Raw genomic sequence first — 18,300 nt, forward strand, 5'->3', positions numbered from 1 at the left:
TTACATTTTCTACAAGATCACTAAAAAATGCTTTCTGAAATTATAAATTTACAAATTATAATAAAAGCTCAAGCAATTAAATAAAATCACTTGAGCTTTTAAACCTGTATTTAGTTAGGCACTATCAAATAAATAACAAGTTCATGTGCCTTAATTCATTTTTGTCTTCAAATTTTTAATCAATTCCTTCATATCATCTGGAAGTTCTGCCCTTAAGGAAAGGGACTCTCCACTTCTTGGAGAATTAAAACTTAGGCCATAAGCATGAAGTGCCTGCCTCTTTATTAAATCTTCCTCCTCTTCACCGTATCCATATAATACATCTCCATAAATCGGATGTCCTAAGTGGCTTAAATGTACTCTTATTTGATGAGTCCTGCCAGTTTCCAATTTACATTCTACTAAACTAGAATTACTGAATTCTTCAACGACTTTATAATGGGTTATACTTCTCTGGCCTCTTTCGTCTATTATTCTCTTAATTCCATTTTCAATACCTTCTGGTTTATATATAGGCAAATCAATCGTTCCCTGCTTTTCCTTCATACATCCATGAACAATTGCTAAATATCTTTTTTCAACCTTATTATCACTCATCTCTTTTGATAACATTCCATGAGAAAATTGATTTTTAGCTATTATGATGAGCCCTGATGTATTCATATCCAGTCTTGATACCAATCTTACTATACAATTCTGACCACTTTCCATAAAATAATTTATTACACCATTTGCAAGAGTTCCACTTTGATAACTTTTTGTTGGATGAACCACCATAAAAGGTTTTTTGTTAACTACTAATATATCTTCATCTTCATAAACAATATCTATATCCATCTTTTCTGGCGCTATGTCTTGGCTTTCATCCTTAGCTAAATCAATCTTTATTGTTTCTCCTGAACTTAGTATTCGGTTCATCTTTACTACTTCATTATTAACGAATATCCTTTTATCAATAGATGCACTTCTTATTAATCTCGTTGATAGTCCAAGCTCTTTTTTGAGATATTCCCTTATTTTAGTACCTTCTTCTATATTTTCAACCTGCTTTTCTAAAATGCTCATCTACTTGTCTTCTCCTTGTGTGATTTAGTTAACTAATCTCTATTTCCCAAATTCCTCATAATCCTTACCTAAAATTATAATCACATCATAATCATTATATTCAGGCTTATTTTCTTTTTTTTCAATGTCCTTAATATTCAAATCCTGCTTTATTGTATTCGATTTATCGCTATCATTTGCGAGTATCCTACTCTTATCACTAAGTTCAATATTGCCTGTATCAATCTTTGTATATCCATCATTACTTAACTGCTTCATTACCTTTGCAGCTAATCCATTAATTTTTGTTGCATTTAATATTTTTATTCTAATATCACCCTTTGATGTACTTGATATTAAACTTTTAGAATTAGATGATGACGTAAGTGGTGCTAATATTTCCTTATTTGCATTTTTATCAAAAACTACAAATGACTCTCCATTAATAGTTTTTTCTGTTCCCTTTATTGTGCTCATTGTTACATTTTCCTGCTTCAATCCCATAAACTTCATACCATAACTTAAAACGTCAACACTTGACATATTGGTTTCCACATTATCACCTACAGCTGACATTATCTTAGGTACTCTAAATATCATAAGAGGACTTGTACACTTTTCAATAACCTTAGATATAAATTTATGCTGGTTTTCTATTCTATCCAAATCTCCATTGGCAAAACCGCTTCCATCATTGTTTTCTCTCCACCTAAAGAATTCCTCTGCCTTTTTTCCATCCAAATTTACTGTTTCTCCAGCTTTAAAATTAATGTGAAGATTCTGTACTGGATCATCATAAATCATATTTCTATCGATTTTCATATCAACGCCTCCAATTGCATCTATGATCTCATCAAAAGCGGTATAATCAATCTTAACCATATAATTTATATTTATATCTAATAAATTTTCGACCTCTGATTTTATTTTAGAATATCCACCAATTTCATAAGCTGAATTTATTTTAACATTTTTCCCATTAACATTTATTAAGGTATCTCTAGGAATAGACACAATATGTAAATTCTTATTTTGTGGATTGTAGTTTAATACCATTATAGTATCAGTTCTTTTGTCTGTCTGATTATCTACCTGATTTACATTTCCTATATCTGTTCCAATCAATAAAATATTTACTGGTTCATTTGAAGCTGGATCTATACTGCTTGGCATTGATCTACTGCCTATTTTAGTTAAAGCATATGCTCCTGATACCATGGATACTATGAAAAAGGTAATTATAAAAGCTATTACACCTAAAATTAATTTCTCTAAAATGTTAGTTGAATCATTATTTTTCTTAAAAAACTTTGATACTACTCCTATAATGTTCTTTTTGCTATTATTTTTTCTTCTCATGTATTCACCTCTTAAAAAATGATGAATTATATCTTATTATTTTTGAAGCTTTAGATGAAATAAAAAGTAATTCCGCGCTCTTATTGTATTTTCATCAATCAATAAATTTCTTTCTAATAAAATTTCTATACTACTGTTTAGCCCATAATATACTCCTTCATCTAAGCTTGTAAATGTAATTTTCCTTAAGCTTTCAACCCCTTCAAAATCTCTGCCTGGCTCTATCATATCCGCAATATAAATAATTTTTGTCAAAATAGACATATCGATTTTTCCTGTTGTATGCCATCTTATTGCATCTAATATATCTATGTCTTCAATTCCAAGTTTGCTTTTTGCCTCGATAGGTGCAACTATACTATGCCACAAATTAGGGTTATTCTCTTCTACCTCTGATAAGAAAATATTATTTTCCTGCATCATTTCTTTCATTTTATCTTTTGATAAATTTTTAGCTACATCATGAGCAAGACCAGCAATTTCAGCTTTTTCTTCTGAGATTCCATTTAATTTAGCTAATTTTTTAGCTGTATCTGCAACTCCTAATGTATGTATATATCGATTTTCCTTTAAATTATTTTTAAGATATGATTTCATTTCTCCTATAGATAGCAACTCTAATCCCTCCTTTTAACTTGTCACTTGAAATTTGTCCCTGATTATTGCCTGCTACTTATATAGTTTGTTTTTATGGATGATATCGGCAACTTTTGGTGGCACAAAAAAATCTATTCTTTTATTTGTATTTACTCTATTTCTTATATCTGTTGAAGATATCTCAAGCTGTTTCAAATCCAAAATAATTATTTTTCCATTGTATTTCTCTTCTAAGACCTGCTTTTTTCTTCTCATTTCTTCTAAGTCCATTCCTTTTCTTGGAAAGACAACAAGTGTGGCTAATTCAAAGATTCTTTCAACTTTACGCCATTTTTCTATAGTAACTAAACAATCTGCACCAGTTATAAAGAACAACTCATTTTCTTCATTTTTATCATTATTTTGCCTCTTGAAATACTCTAATGTCTCATAAGTAAAACTAAGTCCATCTTTTTGTATTTCATAATTTGAAATAGAGAATTCCGTAAAAGGTTCTATTGCCGCTTCAACCATTTCATATCTTAATTCCGAATCAGTAGTTATATTATTTAACTTAAGTGGCTGTTTTCTTGCCGGCATATAAATCACTTCATCTAAATTCAATTGTTCCTTAGCTTCATAACCTATATATAAATGTGCATAATGAATAGGATCAAATGTCCCACCTATTATACCAAATCGTTTCATAAGCTTTCCTCCAAAGTAGTTTAGGTACATGAATAAAATTATTACTTTTTGAATGTACCTTTGATTAAATTTCTTTTTTTCATTATATCATGAAGCCGACTCAAATATATTTATAATATCTTAAATTTCAAAAAAGAAGCTATTATTATCTAGCTTCTTTCATTAATTATTTCAATAATTTTTAAAATTTATTTACTTGGTATTTCTATTTTTCTCTTTTTAAGATTGCTTGATTGTTTATATAAAACTATTTTATTACCTATTGCCTGAATTCCCTCGCATTTAATAGCCTTACATATCATATCAGAAGTTTCCCTAGTTTCTAAACCGCTATTTTCTAACACCTTTATCTTTATTAACTCTCTAGCTTCTAACGCTTGCTTAAGTTGTATTAAAAAGTTTTCTTCAACACCATTCTTCCCAATTTGAAATATTGGCGCAAGGTCATTAGCTAAACCTCTTAAATAAGCTCTTTGTTTTCCTGTTAACATTTCTTCATTCCTCCTAAATCTTTTCAACATATTGTTTATTAATTATCCCCGGGGGCTTAATTCAGTTCATAGTTTACAGTTATGATAGAATCTTTAAATAAAATTTTCTGCTAGTCAGATGCATTATTTATTGCTTTATTACTACTGCAAAATTTTAAAATCTACTTTTTTGAAACTCCTGCAGGAGTTTCCTCCTTAACTGTAACTTGTTACTTGTGAACTGTAAACTGTTTAAAGTACATATTCAAATTCAAAGTCGTTTAATCTTACCATATCTCCGTCTTTAATTCCCATTTCTCTAAGCTCATCAAATATTCCTTTATTTCTAAGAACTTTGTGGAAATATCTTAAAGAATCTGGATCATTTACATTTACAGCACTAAGTAATCTATCTACAAAAGTACCTTTAACAACGTAAACATTGTAACCTTCTTCTTCATTACTTTCAACACTGATATCGTAAGTAAATCTCTTTTCTTCTGGTATATACATTTCATCTTCTGAGATTTCAAGTTCTGTAATCGGAATTTCCTTAAGCATTCTTGCTGCTTCCTTCATTACAGCATCAACACCTTCATTTGTAGCTGCTGACATTTTAAATACCTTATCAAAGCCCATTTCCTGAACTTTTTTCTTAAACTCCTCAAAGACGCTTTCATCATAGAGCATATCTGTTTTATTGGCTACTACGATTTGTGGTCTATCCCAAAGTTTAACAGAGTATTTTTTTAATTCTTCGTTAATCTTCACGAAATCTTCGAAAGGTTCTCTTCCCTCAACACCTGAGATATCTACTATGTGAATTAATAATCTTGTTCTTTCGATATGTCTTAAGAATTGTATTCCAAGACCAACTCCTTCTGATGCGCCTTCAATTATTCCTGGTATATCTGCCATTACAAAAGGTTCAATTCCCTCGACTGCAACTACTCCTAAATTAGGCTTTAACGTAGTAAAATGATAATTTGCAATCTTTGGCTTTGCTTTTGTTGTCATTGAAAGCAATGTTGACTTTCCTACATTAGGGAATCCTAGTAGACCAACATCTGCAAGTAATTTTAATTCTAATATTATGTTTAATTCATCTCCTGGCATTCCGGGTTCTGCATAGTGAGGAGCTTGTTTTGTTGGCGTAGCAAATTTAACATTTCCTTTTCCACCTTTTCCACCTCGCAGTAGAACTAATTCCTGTCCTTTATGTGAAAGATCTGCAATTATTTTATTACTTTCTGCTTCTCTTATGATGGTTCCCATAGGCACTTTTATATAAAGACTTTCACCATCTTTACCATAACACTTTTGCCCACCGCCATTACTACCTGATTCTGCTATAAATTTCTTTTTATATTTAAAATCTAATAATGTAGTTATTCCTGTTTCAACTTGGAAGATTATGCTTCCACCTCTTCCTCCATCTCCACCATCTGGTCCACCAAGAGGTACATATTTTTCTCTTCTAAAAGAAATAGCACCATCTCCACCTTTTCCAGATTTAATGAAAACCTTGGCTGTATCTATAAACATATAATCACCTTCTTATCTAATTTTTTATAAAGTCCTCTATATATATTGACCATAAATTCAATTATTAAAACTAATAAGTATGTTCAATTAATATACTTTATCTTCTGTAAATCTCATCTTATCATATTAAATCATAGAAATAAAAATAACAAGCCGTTCCTAAGTATATTCAAAAAAATAGCAAGTCATTATGTGTGTACATACATCTCATGTTTGACTTGCCATTTCAAGGCATTATCAAAAAAATAACAAGTCAATCCGCCTGTCTATTTTCCATCACTAGAAACTCGACTCGCATACGCTCGCTGAGTACTCACAGAGTAAGCGACCATCATCAAATCATAGATTCGAGATGTCTGCTTAACCGATTCACACAAAATCATAGATTGCACTGTGTGAAAATTCGAGACACCAAATGCAAGATTTGGACTCTCACTTTTGGTTCACTGCTTATCAGTAGATTGCTCTAATAGACTCACTATGAGAGTAATCTACTTCCTTGTCTGATGAAAAATATACTTGGCATATTGTGACTTGTTATTTTCTTTCATATGCCCTAAAAAAGCACTCTTAATGTAAGAGTGCTTTTTTTCTAGAATATTATTCAGCTATTGCTTCAACGTCTACTGGGTAAACACTTGCTTTCTTCTTATCTCTACCAAGTCTTTCGAATTTAACAATTCCATCAACTTTAGCGAATAAAGTATCATCTTTACCTCTTCCAACATTTTCACCTGGGTGAATTTTAGTTCCTCTTTGTCTATAAAGAATGTTTCCAGCAAGAACAAATTCTCCATCAGCAGATTTAGCTCCTAATCTCTTAGATTCAGAGTCTCTACCATTCTTAGAACTACCAACTCCCTTTTTGTGAGCGAATAATTGAAGGTTCATAATTAGCATGTGACTACACCTCCTCTTTTATAAAAGTTATATATTCTTTACGTTTCTTTTGCCCTACTAATGCATCAAAGCCTAAAATTACACTTTCCACGCTTTTTTCAAAGGTTTTAAGTAAAACCTGAGCCTGGTTTAGTTCTTCCCGATTAAAATCCTGAAGGTCTAATTTTAAGTATCCGTCTTTCATCTCGTAAGTTGAATTAAGCTTTAAAACTTCATCCAAACCAATGATTACGCTTTGAGATAATACAGAAACTGAATTACATATCATATCAAATGCTTCTCCAATAAGTGCAGAATCATTTGAAAAGTCTCTGTCACCACTCATTGCATGACCATTTATTACGAAACCAACTATAACATCTTTATGTTGTTTAACTTTTACTTTAATCATAATTTTATTATGCTTCGATCTTTTCGATTACTAACTTAGTGTAAGGTTGTCTGTGTCCGTTCTTTCTTCTATAGTCTTTTTTAGACTTATATTTGAAAACTATAACCTTCTTTGCCTTACCTTGTGCTGCAACCTTAGCTACAACTTTAGCTCCTTCAACTACTGGAGTACCAACTTTGATACCTGCATCAGTTCCTACAGCTAAAACTTCGTTTAATTCAACTGTTGAGTCAACATCAGCGCTAAGTTTTTCAACGTATATTACGTCTCCTTCTTGAACTCTGTATTGCTTTCCACCTGTTGCTAATACTGCGTACATTAAAACACCTCCTCATAACGGTCTCGCCACTTTTGGTACAAAGATTTAACTTTGTTTTCTATAAAACCTTACGTGCGCGGTTTACGAATTTCAGTCTACCACAAATTTCTCATGTTGTAAAGTTTTTTTTAATTTCTACTTACGCAAAAATTCTTTTTAAAGGCCATAAGATTTTCTTCCTCAACTGTAAACTGTTAATTGTGAACTGTTAACTGAATCAAGTAGTCCTTTAAATTATCTTTTTGCCCTTGAAATATCAACGGTTCAATTTTATATCCTTCTATATTATCAACATAAGTCAAATATATTTCTTTATCCAGACCATCTATTTCTTTCACGAAGTCAAATAGATTTTCTTTAATTCTGTCTTTATAAATATTATCTAATTGTATATGGAAGCTGTTTATCGAGTTTTCTTCCTTCATTCTTATTATTTCATTTTTAATAAGACCTTCAATATAGGATAGTTTTAAAATCATTCCTCTTCCTTTACACAAGTCGCAGGTTTCTTCCATGTACTCATATACACTCTTTCCTTGTCTCTTTCTTGCAATTTGAACAAGATCCAGTTGAGTAAATGGGAATATCTTTACATTACCTTTATCTGATCTTAAACTTTCCTTAATGGAATCCATCACAATTTCCTTTTGACCTTTATCTCTCATATCAATAAAATCTATTACTATTATTCCACTTAAATTCCTAAGCCTTATCTGTTTTCCTATTTCTTTTGCAGCCTCTAAGTTAGTCTCTAGAATTGTCTTGTTAAAACTTTTTTCTTTTACATTCTTTCCACTGTTAACATCAATAACGTACATTGCTTCAGTTTTATCTATGACAATATATCCTCCACAAGGCAAATTGACTTTATTATGTCTTAATTTTAATAATTCTTTTTCTAAATTATAAAAATCAAAAAGACTTCTATACCCATCATACTTTTCAACCTTAAAATTTTCCTTCCCTTTTATAAAATGAAGTATTTTTTCAAGATCCATATCATCATTCACATAAATTTTTATTATTTCTTCTTCATTAAAATTCATTAGAAGCTTAAATAAGCTTAAATCTTCACCATAAAGCTTTTTTTCTCCTATTGAGTGCTTCATTTTTTTATCTATATCTTTAAATTCTTCGTAAAGTTTATTTATTTCATTTTTAAGAACTTCTAAGGTTACATTTGCACCTTCTGTCCTTATAGTAATGCCTGCATCTTCTAAAGAGCTTATATTGCCTCTAATTTCTTTCTTCTTTTCTTCATCTTCTATTCTTTTAGAAAATTCTATTCCGGTTTCATAACAGTTTAAGACAACATATTTCCCAGGAATTGAAACTTTAGAAGATAACTTAGCCCCTTTATCATTAATAGGCTCTTTTATTACTTCTACCAATATCTCCTGTCCTTTTTTTATACCTTTTTCTTTTAGCTCCTCGCTGTAATACATGTATCCTTCTTTATCTAAACCTAAATCAATAAATATTGAATTTATAGCTGGAAGAATATTTTTAATTCTTCCTTTATAAATTTCTCCTATTACAGGCTTATTGTTATTTTCTTCTACAATGCTTTCTATCAATTCATTATTTGATTTAACAGCTATCCTTAAAACTTTTTCTCTTCTCTCAATAAAAATCTCTTTCATTCTTATAACACCCACTTCTTCAGTACTTATAATTCTTAACTCCTAACTTTACTAAGTGGAATAAGTTTATCGTTTTTATAAAAATACATTTCTTCGCGCTTTACATTAACAAAAGAATCTAAAATGGCATTTGATGTTTTTTCCTGAATATATTGAACAAGTAAATCTGCACTTAAATGTTCTCTGCTTCCTGTACTTATTACCACATTGAGTACTAAATATTCATCTTTAATCCAAAAGCTAAACTCTTTTACAAAAGTTCTTATGTTAACTTCTCTTTCACCTTTTTTACTTTTCTTTATAGCATTCCATTCCTTTGCTTCTAAAAGCTTATTAATTTCTTCTTCAAGTTTAGACACATCAGAATACTTAATCTTTATTGTATATCTAGCTGCATCAATTAATGCCATAGCTTGTGGCACTTTCTTTTCTCCTTCTTTGTAAGGAATTGCTGTAGCACTTATATACTTTATTCCACTTGGAGCAGTTTCATTTAATTTATCCACAATTTCTTTTTCATCTACCTCAGTTGTGAGCACCATATCCATATATTCTCCACTTGAATATACTCCAACCGATAAAGGCTGAGCTATTGAAGTGTTCATATGTGGGTTAAATCCTTGTGAAAATTCTACAGGAAGTCCCGCTCTTCTAATATTTTTTTGAATAGTTTTAAGAACATCTAAATGAGATATAAATTTTATATTTTCTTCTTTAGTAAATTTAGTTAAGTATCGCACCTTCAAAACACTCCCCATCTTTAAAGTTCACATTAACACCACATCCAGTACATCCGACTCTGCAGTTTTGTGTTAATTCTGCTTTCTTAGCCTTTTCATTTTCTATCTCTAAGTACTTTCTATTTACTCCAATATCAATAAAATCCCAAGGCAATACTTCATCATAGCTTCTTTCTCTATACGCATAGAAATCTGGGGTTAAACTGCATTCTTTCATAGCTTCCATCCATATATTGAAATTAAAGTATTGATCCCATCCATCAAACTTAGCACCTTTTTCAAAAGCTTTTATTAATACATCACATAATCTTCTATCTCCTCTTGCAAAGACAGATTCCATAACTGATGTTTTTTGTTCATGGTAATTATAAACTATGCATTTGGATTTAATTGAAGATTTAACAGCCTTAATTTTTTCAGTAACATCTTCAAATTTAGCCATTGGAGCCCATTGGAATGGTGTAAATGGCTTTGGTATAAGTATTGAAGTACTTACCGTAAGTCTAAGACCTTTGTTATTATTTATCTTATTAGGTACTTGCTTGTATCTATATACTATTTTTTCCGCTAACTCTCCAATTCCCATGCAGTCTTCTAATTCCTCATATGGAAGCCCAACCATAAAATAAAGTTTTAAAGTCTTCCAGCCTGCTTCAAACGCACTTGTTGCTGCATCTAATATTTTCTCTTCAGTAAGTCCCTTATTTATTATGTCTCTCATTCTTTGAGAGCCTGCTTCAGGTGCAAAAGTAAGTCCAGTCTTTCTTACCTTTTGAATATCTTTAAGTAAATCAACTGAAAATGCATCTACTCTTATTGATGGGAGCGCTATACCCACTCTATCCTCTTCATGTTCATGAACTAAATCTGTTATTAGACCTCTTATATCAGAATAATCACAGGTACTTAAGGATGATAGAGAAATTTCTTCATAGCCAGTGCTTTTAACTAATTTTCTTGCTAATTCTTTTAAATCTTCTTTTGTCTTTTCCCTGACAGGTCTATAAATCATACCTGCCTGACAGAATCTACAGCCATTAGTACATCCTCTAAATACTTCTAAAACTATTCTATCATGGACAATTTCTGTATATGGAACAATTATATCTGTCGGGAAATCAACCTTAGTATAATTATTTATAATTCGCTTTGTAATCTTCTTTGGCACATCATCATATTTTGGTTTAAATTCTTTTATTGTATTATCTTCATTATATATAACCTCATATAATGAAGGCACATATATTCCTTGAATCTTAGATATTTCCCTTAAGAATTCTTTCTTATTCCATTTATCTTTATACTTATTGTAAACATCTAAGACATCATTCATCATCTCTTCGCCTTCACCAATTTCAAAGAAATCTACTATATCATATAAAGGTTCTGGATTATATGCACAAGGACCTCCTGCCATAACTATAGGTTCATCCTCTCCTCTTTCAGATGCTCTTACAGTTATTCCAGATAAATCTAACATATTTAATATATTTGTATAACTCATTTCATATTGAAGAGTAAAACCTAAAATATCAAATTCTTTTAAAGAATCCTTAGTTTCCAGAGTAAATAAAGGAATATTATTTTTTCTCATTTGCTCTTCCATATCAGGCCATGGTGCAAATGTCCTTTCACAATATGTATCACTTCTTTGATTTATAGTATGATAAAGAATTCTACTTCCTAAATGGGACATTCCAACTTCATAAACATCTGGGAAACAAAATGCAAATCTTATATTCACTTCTGCTGGATTCTTAACTACTTGATTTAATTCTCCACCAGTATATCTACTTGGTTTTTCAACCTTAAATAAGATATCATCCGAAATTTTATTCATTAATATATTTCCTCCTTAAAACGCACGTCTTTAGGTGATATCCTGCCGAAATCAAATACATTTTTGTTCCCCCGGACTGTGAAAATATCGCTGGAAGTTTCTAAATCAGAGTTTGTGCCAATTCCTGCATGTTCCTGAGGCAAGCTCAGGACAAGCAATAAATTGAACAAACTCTAATTAAGAAACTTTTCAGTTCATTTTCAAATGCCGTCTCCACAAAAATGTATTTGATTCCCGTGTAAAGATATGCACCTAATTTCAGTAAATTTATAACTTCAGTATAAGTAAAGATACCTATAAAATTCATTTTTAGCACTAATATTTTTAATTTTAGTGTTTACTATATATGCATAAATAAAAGAAGTATAAACTATTATTGCTATACTTCTTATTTGCTATCCCTATTCTAACACAATTACTTCTTATTGAAAACAACCTTATTCCTAGTGAACTCTACATATGCGACATATAAACTAGGTTTATAACTTAGATCTTATATTTTTTATAAGTTATGAGTTATGAATTTAGGAAGAAAAGCCACAGGCTTTTCAATAATATATGTTTCAGAAATCCCTTTTAAGAGATTTCATCTTTAATTCATAACTCATAATTGTGTATAAATAATCTAAAAATCACAGGTAATAACTTTAATTTTCAATTTATTTATTTATAATGTGTTAATTCTTTTTTTGAAGATACATTACTATATCTAAGATCAAGTCCTAATAGAATAATTGATAAACCTACATTAATACCAAATACAAAACCAAATATTCCATAAAGACGTAACTTACTAAAAAAGTCTCCTGCAAATGAGTTAAATAACATATCAATTTCTTTAGGATCAAGTGCTTCAATTTGTTTATTACTTATATTCTTTAAGTTTATTTCCTGTAATATAGGAACAATATATTCACTAGCAGAACTTAATCCTATTTGTATTATTTGGCCTATTATGTAATTTTTCGAATCATCTGTAACAAAATCTAAATTATCATCAATTGCATTTTGTACTACTTTTTCTATTAAGTTAATATTAGTTTTATTAAATTCTTCATCTTCAAAAATAGTCTTAACAACTTTCTCAATATCTCTATCTAAAATATCAAAATCAACAATTTGTTTTATCTGAATCTTTGATATTGTGCTGTCATAAAGCTCTTCTACAAACACAGCTAAATGTTTCTTAGACACTTCGCTAGAACTAATTAAATTTAAGACCTTATGTACAACTTCTTTGACATTTTCATCTGTAATTCCATCAAAAGCTTGTAAACTCGATATATTGAAAAATGGCTCTATTAATTTTTCTTCTAAAAACTCTCCTGTTATTTTAGATACAGCCTCTGCATTTTTACTTAAGCTACTATAAACATCTCCTTTTATTATATTAAATTCATTATAAAATTTTTCATAAACTAAATCTAAGCTATGTAAGTTACATAATTTAAGATATTCTATAAGCGGAGTTGAAAAGACATGTTCTAAAACAAAAGTACTAAACTTATTAATATTTTCTCTTAAAGCAGCTTCTTTATTAAACTTTTCAAATATATTATCAATTAGCATTACTGTATTGATTTTATCAGCCTCAATCTTTAATTCGCTTACTTTCATTGGATAAATATTTTTATCTAATACCATCCTACAGATATTAATGATATTATCGCCTTCGCTTTTTATAAATATTGGCAGTTTCTTATACAATATGATTTCTACAACCTTATATGCTATGTCATCTCCACCAAAAGCTCCATAAGCTATCTTCTCAAAGAAATTAAGATTATCTTTAATTGTCTCCTGTACGGTAAAGGCAAGCTGCTCTTTATTGCTTTGTAAATATAAAATAGCTCTATCCGTAATTTTATCAGCTAATATCTCTAGGTTTACATCAATAACTTCTTTAACTTTTCCAATAAACATTGATCCAATATCATTATTCTCATCTAACCCATCATTTAAGAACTGTCTTATTTTATTGCCTGCATCTATTTTTAAATCGTTAGTAATATATGAGTAAAGCTTAATTTCAAAGTTCCCATTAACTTTATTAATAGAAGCCTTTCCCAAGATATCTTCACATGATTTTTTTATTTGTAAATCATAGTCATTTCTATAGGCGCTAATAATTGTATTTATTAAATCTGTTTCCTTGGCACTATTAATTTTTTCTTTGAGAATCTTTTCAATTTGAATTTCAGCATATTGTTTTGTTTCAAATATTTCTCTTGGTAAAATATCATTAACATGATTATCTGAAGAAAGTTTTTTCTGTGCCAAATCAACCAAGTAATTTTCAGCTTCATTAAGGCTATCTATTAACTTTGGCATAATACTTAAAACATGATTCTTTTTAATAAATTTATCAAACTTAGTTTCTTTTATTTTATCTGCTATTTTTTTAGATAAACTTGGTTTATTATCACAATATTTCAAAATCCCTTTATAAATATATCGTCCTATATCTCGTTTCTTATTTCTAACAAAGTTAACTAAAACCTGATAATTATTATTCGTTATTAAGGCCATTAACGCTGATGTAGTAATATCTTTATGCTTATTAAAACTTTTATTAATTTCCTCTTTATTTAACAATTCTTCATCAATTAATTTAGCCATTCCAACTGCAAACTGGTTTTTATGGGCTGGAATATACCCTAAAGCAAATTTCTTAAAAAACGGTATTTTTGAAACAATTTTATTTTCTTTATATGGATGAAAAATCATCCACAATGCTATTACATTTGTTATGTAACCAATACCCGCCATAATTGCAAGTGACATTATTAAATTAATCAGGCTTCCTGGGAACCCATACCACCCAATAGAGTCAGGAAAAATAAGCTGATATGCTATTCCTACCACTGTTCCAAGAATACCACCAAAAACAGAAAGAGGCTTAAGCTGATTTCCCATAAACTCCTGAACTATGTCGCAAATCTCATCTTCATCATATTTATTTAAATTATCTTTTGCAAATTTTTTAATATTACCATCCAATAAATTTGGAAGCTTAGAAATTAATGTTGGATATCCTTCATTTATTAGAATATCTGATAAATTCTCTTTATTAAAATATGTATTGATTACTTCTCTGACTTCACGTTTCTTATTTTTATCCACAATTTCTTTATAGCTTACCATGAAATTATCCACAATAAAGTCTGAAATATCCACTTCATACTTTTCTAATGTTGAAACTAAATTTATATTTTTTACTTTTGAAACTATAAAGTTCTTTAGCTTTTCCTTATATATAACGCTATCTCTATTTAATACATTACCAGCTAGACTTACGAATTTATTAGACAACTTAGAAACTTTATTTTCTGGAAGTAATTGTAACAAATTCTTATTAAATAATTCATTACCTTTTATATTTATAAAATCACTAATTGCAGTATTAACTTTCGCATTTAATTTATCTTTATTTCTAAAAATACTTCTATACAATGTTGGTTTTAGTTTATTATTAAATAGATTTACTAAATCAAGTTCAATAAATTTATCTATACTCTTTGATAGCTGTGATTTAACTATAGCTCCTATAATATTTTTCCCATGCAGGTTACACTGCTTAATAATAAAGTCTACTGCTTTTTCACAACTTATAAAATCCTGCTTCTCAAGTAACTTCACAATATCTTTTATCTTTTTATTTTTTAAATAATTTATTATTGTATTGGTTAATTTATTATAAGAATCCTCATCTAAACTATTATTAAAATAATTAATGATTTTATTCACAATATCATTTTCAGATGAAATATCTCCCATAAGTGCACTTCTAACTTTTGAAATCACAAGTTTTTTAATATTTTCGTCCATGCCGTCAATAGCTTCATCAATGGCTTCTTCGATCATTTCATCAAAAGATTCCTTATTATTTAAAATCCATTCTGATATGTATGGCATAATTTTAGGAATAACTGTTTTTATGAATCCTGTCAAAGAGGTTTCCATTTCAGCTGGAAGAAGTTCATAAATTGTAAAATCAATATCTTTTCCAATCAAATAAAGCTCATTTATAAAATTTAATATTAATTCTCTGCCTTTAGGAGAATTAATGAGATTATTCATTTTATTATATAGATTAAGAGTAATCTCTTTTTCTTCAGAATCTGAAATAAATTTGTTAAGTGTATAATCATTAATCCTTTCTTGCAATTTTATAACAGTTGAATTTACGTTTATAGCTTCAAGTATTTTATCAAAGAATATTTGACAGGATTGTTCATCTTTTAAAATATTCTCATTAACTATCTCTATAATGTTTTTAGATACATTATTGATCAATTTTTCTTGTAACTCTTCTGAAAAAATTTCCGAAAGCTTCTTGTTAGAATTTTCTTCATATAAATCAGAGATAAGCTCTTTAAGTGTACTGCTTTTCTCAACTTCATTTACTAATAAATCATAGGTTGAAGTTACTATTTGAGAAATTTGTTCTTCATTTAATAAATCCTCTAAATTCATTTTAGTAAAAATGTTACCCAAAAATTCTGGCAAAACTTCATGTAAATTTTTTCTTATAAATCCTTCACTTAAAGCATCACTATTAGAAAAATCAAAAACTTCCTGTACTTTCATATCTCCAATATTATCATTTAATCCTTTTTCCAAAAAGAATTCAGAAATCTGATTAATGTAAACATCCAAATTCTTATTCGAAATTTCAGCTTTTAAAGTTTTAGAATTTATTATATCTCTTTCAAGCAACTCACTAATTTCTTCTATAAATTTTTCTCTTTTCTTTTTTACTACTCCGCCTAGCTTTAAAGGTGTATATTCCTTAAAAAGCATATTTACGGCATATTTATTTGTTATATATCCTGATATTCCTCCCGAAATACCTTGTAATAATATTAGTAAAACAAACTTTAACATAATTCTTTTCTCCTAATGTTTTTTATAATTGTATATTAGTTCATTATTGATACTCAAAATACTGTCTTTGCTTTATATTATAATAACTTTTTAATTATATTTCTACATCCACTGACATTTCGCACTTTTTTAAACTATGTTCAAGTTATCTTTAATTTGCATCGACTTGTCCCAATAATCTCTCTAATATTTTTTTTAAATAATTAATTTCTTCCTCTTTAATATTATCAGGTATATTAATAACAAATTGACGTGGTTTAATAAAGTTTAATCCTTTAACTTCATTTTGTGGAAATGTAATAATTGAACTAAGCTCCTTGGTGGAAATCAGATTTCCGAATATCAAGGTTCCTTGATCATCTAAATATTGTGAAATTGCACTTCTAGCCAATGGATTATTTATACCTTTTCCTTCTGGAAAATTACCATGAGGTAATTGAAATTTCTTATATATATCTATTTTAGCATTATCTTTATTTAAATCAAAAGCTCTTATTGGTATCTTATTTCCAGTCTTTCCTCCTAAAAGCAACTTACTTAGATTCTCTAATTTAATTAATGTAGCTTTCTTATCAGTAAACAAAAGCATTGAGGTATTAAACATTCCTTTTCCCTTTCCATAATCTAATCGTGGAAAAAGAATTTCATCTATATATGTCATCCACTCTTGAACTTCTTTATTTGTAGTTACAATATTTGTGCTTGTTGAGGTTCCATCTGTTGTATCTCGTACCTCTGTTACGGATGAATCTGTTGTGTTTCCTGTAGAAACTCCAGGATTTATTGTAACAGTTCTTGTAGTACTTTTATTAAAGCTCTCTCCTATAGTTGTACCTTCTTGATTACTATTTGATGTAGCAATACTTCTATTTGCCGAATTATTTTCATTGTTCCTTTGAATTGTTTCTGATCTATCATTTGTTTCTGATACATTGGCAGATGTATCGCTTCCCTTTTGTTCACTTCGAGAACTCTCAAGATATAATGAATTACTGACTACATTTGTAAATGACTCTCCTGCCGAAGTTGCAATACTAGTAGTAGATGACTTAGATACAGATTCTTGCACATCACTTATAGCAAGAGACGAGAACGATGTATATAAATTCATTAAGTTATCTTCAACATTCCATATATCCTTAATATCTAAAGGAGTTGAAATTGTCAAAATGCCATATTCATCGCCATTCATAATGTTAACTAATTTATCCATATACTTATCTGCTTCTTCATTTAATCCTGGAACTCCTTCTAGCGCGCTAAAATATTCCATTCTATTAATAGCTTCAAATAACTTCTGCTTTTCATCTGATACCAATTTTGAAACTTTACTGTCAATTAGGCTTTTCTCTATACTTGGCTTCAATATGGAATCCCCTATTTCCTCTAATTCTAACTCCATTTCTCTATCATAATACAAATCTCTTGCTATTCCAAAATAAAAGCGAACAGCATCAGTATGACCTATTATTAAATATATAAAATTTATACCACCTATTTTTATTGAGCTTAAAATATTTTCTATAGCTTCCTTTCTAGATGCTTTTTTCTCAAATCCTATTTCTTCTATAGAATACAAATCCAAATCATCTTCCAGAAATAGTCCAGCCTCTTTTATTTCTATTTCTTTATCACTTCCTAGGTAAAGATTATTTTTTTGTGATAAAAAACTTAATACTTCATCTCTCATAAATAATTACCCCAACTATTATTTTTTTAATATACTTTTAGCTTAGGCACAATCAAATGAATAGCAAGTCAATTTACCTTCTCTTCTTGCCTGATGAAAAATATTGAAGACAATCTTGGACCTGTTGTTTATTTTCATGTGTCTTATTATAATCTTATTCACTGCTATCTTATAATAACAACACAAAA

The 18,300-nt window shown here is 29.2% G+C and carries 14 protein-coding genes; all 14 read right to left on the reverse strand.

What is annotated here, in order from left to right; translation table 11 throughout:
- Positions 1-150: 150 nt before the first annotated feature.
- The gene (locus tag CDLVIII_RS26870; RefSeq protein ID WP_009172637.1) at positions 151-1,065 is read right to left on the reverse strand and encodes an RluA family pseudouridine synthase; all 915 of its coding nucleotides are present in this window, start codon (positions 1,063-1,065) and stop codon (positions 151-153) included.
- Positions 1,066-1,104: 39 nt separating this feature from the next.
- Positions 1,105-2,403, reverse strand: coding sequence for an LCP family protein (locus CDLVIII_RS26875; protein ID WP_009172638.1), 1,299 nt, complete (start codon positions 2,401-2,403; stop codon positions 1,105-1,107).
- 36 nt (positions 2,404-2,439) lie between these two features.
- Positions 2,440-3,018: a bis(5'-nucleosyl)-tetraphosphatase (symmetrical) YqeK gene (yqeK, locus tag CDLVIII_RS26880; protein WP_009172639.1), complete on the reverse strand. Its 579-nt coding sequence runs from the start codon at positions 3,016-3,018 to the stop codon at positions 2,440-2,442.
- Positions 3,019-3,072: 54 nt separating this feature from the next.
- Positions 3,073-3,687 (reverse strand): nicotinate-nucleotide adenylyltransferase, encoded by a 615-nt coding sequence (nadD, locus tag CDLVIII_RS26885; RefSeq protein WP_009172640.1) that lies wholly within the window; start codon positions 3,685-3,687, stop codon positions 3,073-3,075.
- 188 nt (positions 3,688-3,875) lie between these two features.
- Positions 3,876-4,178, reverse strand: coding sequence for a ribosome assembly RNA-binding protein YhbY (gene yhbY, locus CDLVIII_RS26890; protein ID WP_009172641.1), 303 nt, complete (start codon positions 4,176-4,178; stop codon positions 3,876-3,878).
- A 231-nt stretch (positions 4,179-4,409) separates the two neighbouring features.
- A complete protein-coding gene (gene obgE / locus CDLVIII_RS26895) occupies positions 4,410-5,702 on the reverse strand; it encodes a GTPase ObgE (protein WP_009172642.1) in 1,293 nt (430 codons plus the stop codon).
- Positions 5,703-6,302: 600 nt separating this feature from the next.
- Positions 6,303-6,602, reverse strand: coding sequence for a 50S ribosomal protein L27 (rpmA, locus tag CDLVIII_RS26900; protein ID WP_009172643.1), 300 nt, complete (start codon positions 6,600-6,602; stop codon positions 6,303-6,305).
- A gap of 4 nt (positions 6,603-6,606) precedes the next feature.
- Positions 6,607-6,993, reverse strand: a complete 387-nt coding sequence (locus tag CDLVIII_RS26905) for a ribosomal-processing cysteine protease Prp (protein WP_009172644.1) — start codon at positions 6,991-6,993, stop codon at positions 6,607-6,609.
- A gap of 7 nt (positions 6,994-7,000) precedes the next feature.
- Positions 7,001-7,312: a 50S ribosomal protein L21 gene (gene rplU, locus CDLVIII_RS26910; protein WP_009172645.1), complete on the reverse strand. Its 312-nt coding sequence runs from the start codon at positions 7,310-7,312 to the stop codon at positions 7,001-7,003.
- A gap of 194 nt (positions 7,313-7,506) precedes the next feature.
- A complete protein-coding gene (locus CDLVIII_RS26915) occupies positions 7,507-8,955 on the reverse strand; it encodes an Rne/Rng family ribonuclease (RefSeq protein ID WP_009172646.1) in 1,449 nt (482 codons plus the stop codon).
- 35 nt (positions 8,956-8,990) lie between these two features.
- Positions 8,991-9,695: a TIGR03936 family radical SAM-associated protein gene (locus CDLVIII_RS26920; protein ID WP_009172647.1), complete on the reverse strand. Its 705-nt coding sequence runs from the start codon at positions 9,693-9,695 to the stop codon at positions 8,991-8,993.
- Positions 9,679-11,535 carry a TIGR03960 family B12-binding radical SAM protein gene (locus tag CDLVIII_RS26925; RefSeq protein WP_009172648.1) on the reverse strand — a complete coding sequence of 619 codons (1,857 nt, stop codon included), beginning with the start codon at positions 11,533-11,535 and terminating at the stop codon, positions 9,679-9,681. The genes CDLVIII_RS26920 and CDLVIII_RS26925 overlap by 17 nt, the downstream gene beginning before the upstream one ends.
- Positions 11,536-12,198: 663 nt before the next feature.
- The gene (locus tag CDLVIII_RS26930; RefSeq protein WP_009172649.1) at positions 12,199-16,422 is read right to left on the reverse strand and encodes a DUF445 family protein; all 4,224 of its coding nucleotides are present in this window, start codon (positions 16,420-16,422) and stop codon (positions 12,199-12,201) included.
- A gap of 151 nt (positions 16,423-16,573) precedes the next feature.
- Positions 16,574-18,112: a hypothetical protein gene (locus CDLVIII_RS26935; RefSeq protein WP_009172650.1), complete on the reverse strand. Its 1,539-nt coding sequence runs from the start codon at positions 18,110-18,112 to the stop codon at positions 16,574-16,576.
- Positions 18,113-18,300: the final 188 nt, after the last annotated feature.

Source organism: Clostridium sp. DL-VIII, from assembly GCF_000230835.1.
In the GTDB taxonomy this organism is placed as follows: domain Bacteria; phylum Bacillota; class Clostridia; order Clostridiales; family Clostridiaceae; genus Clostridium.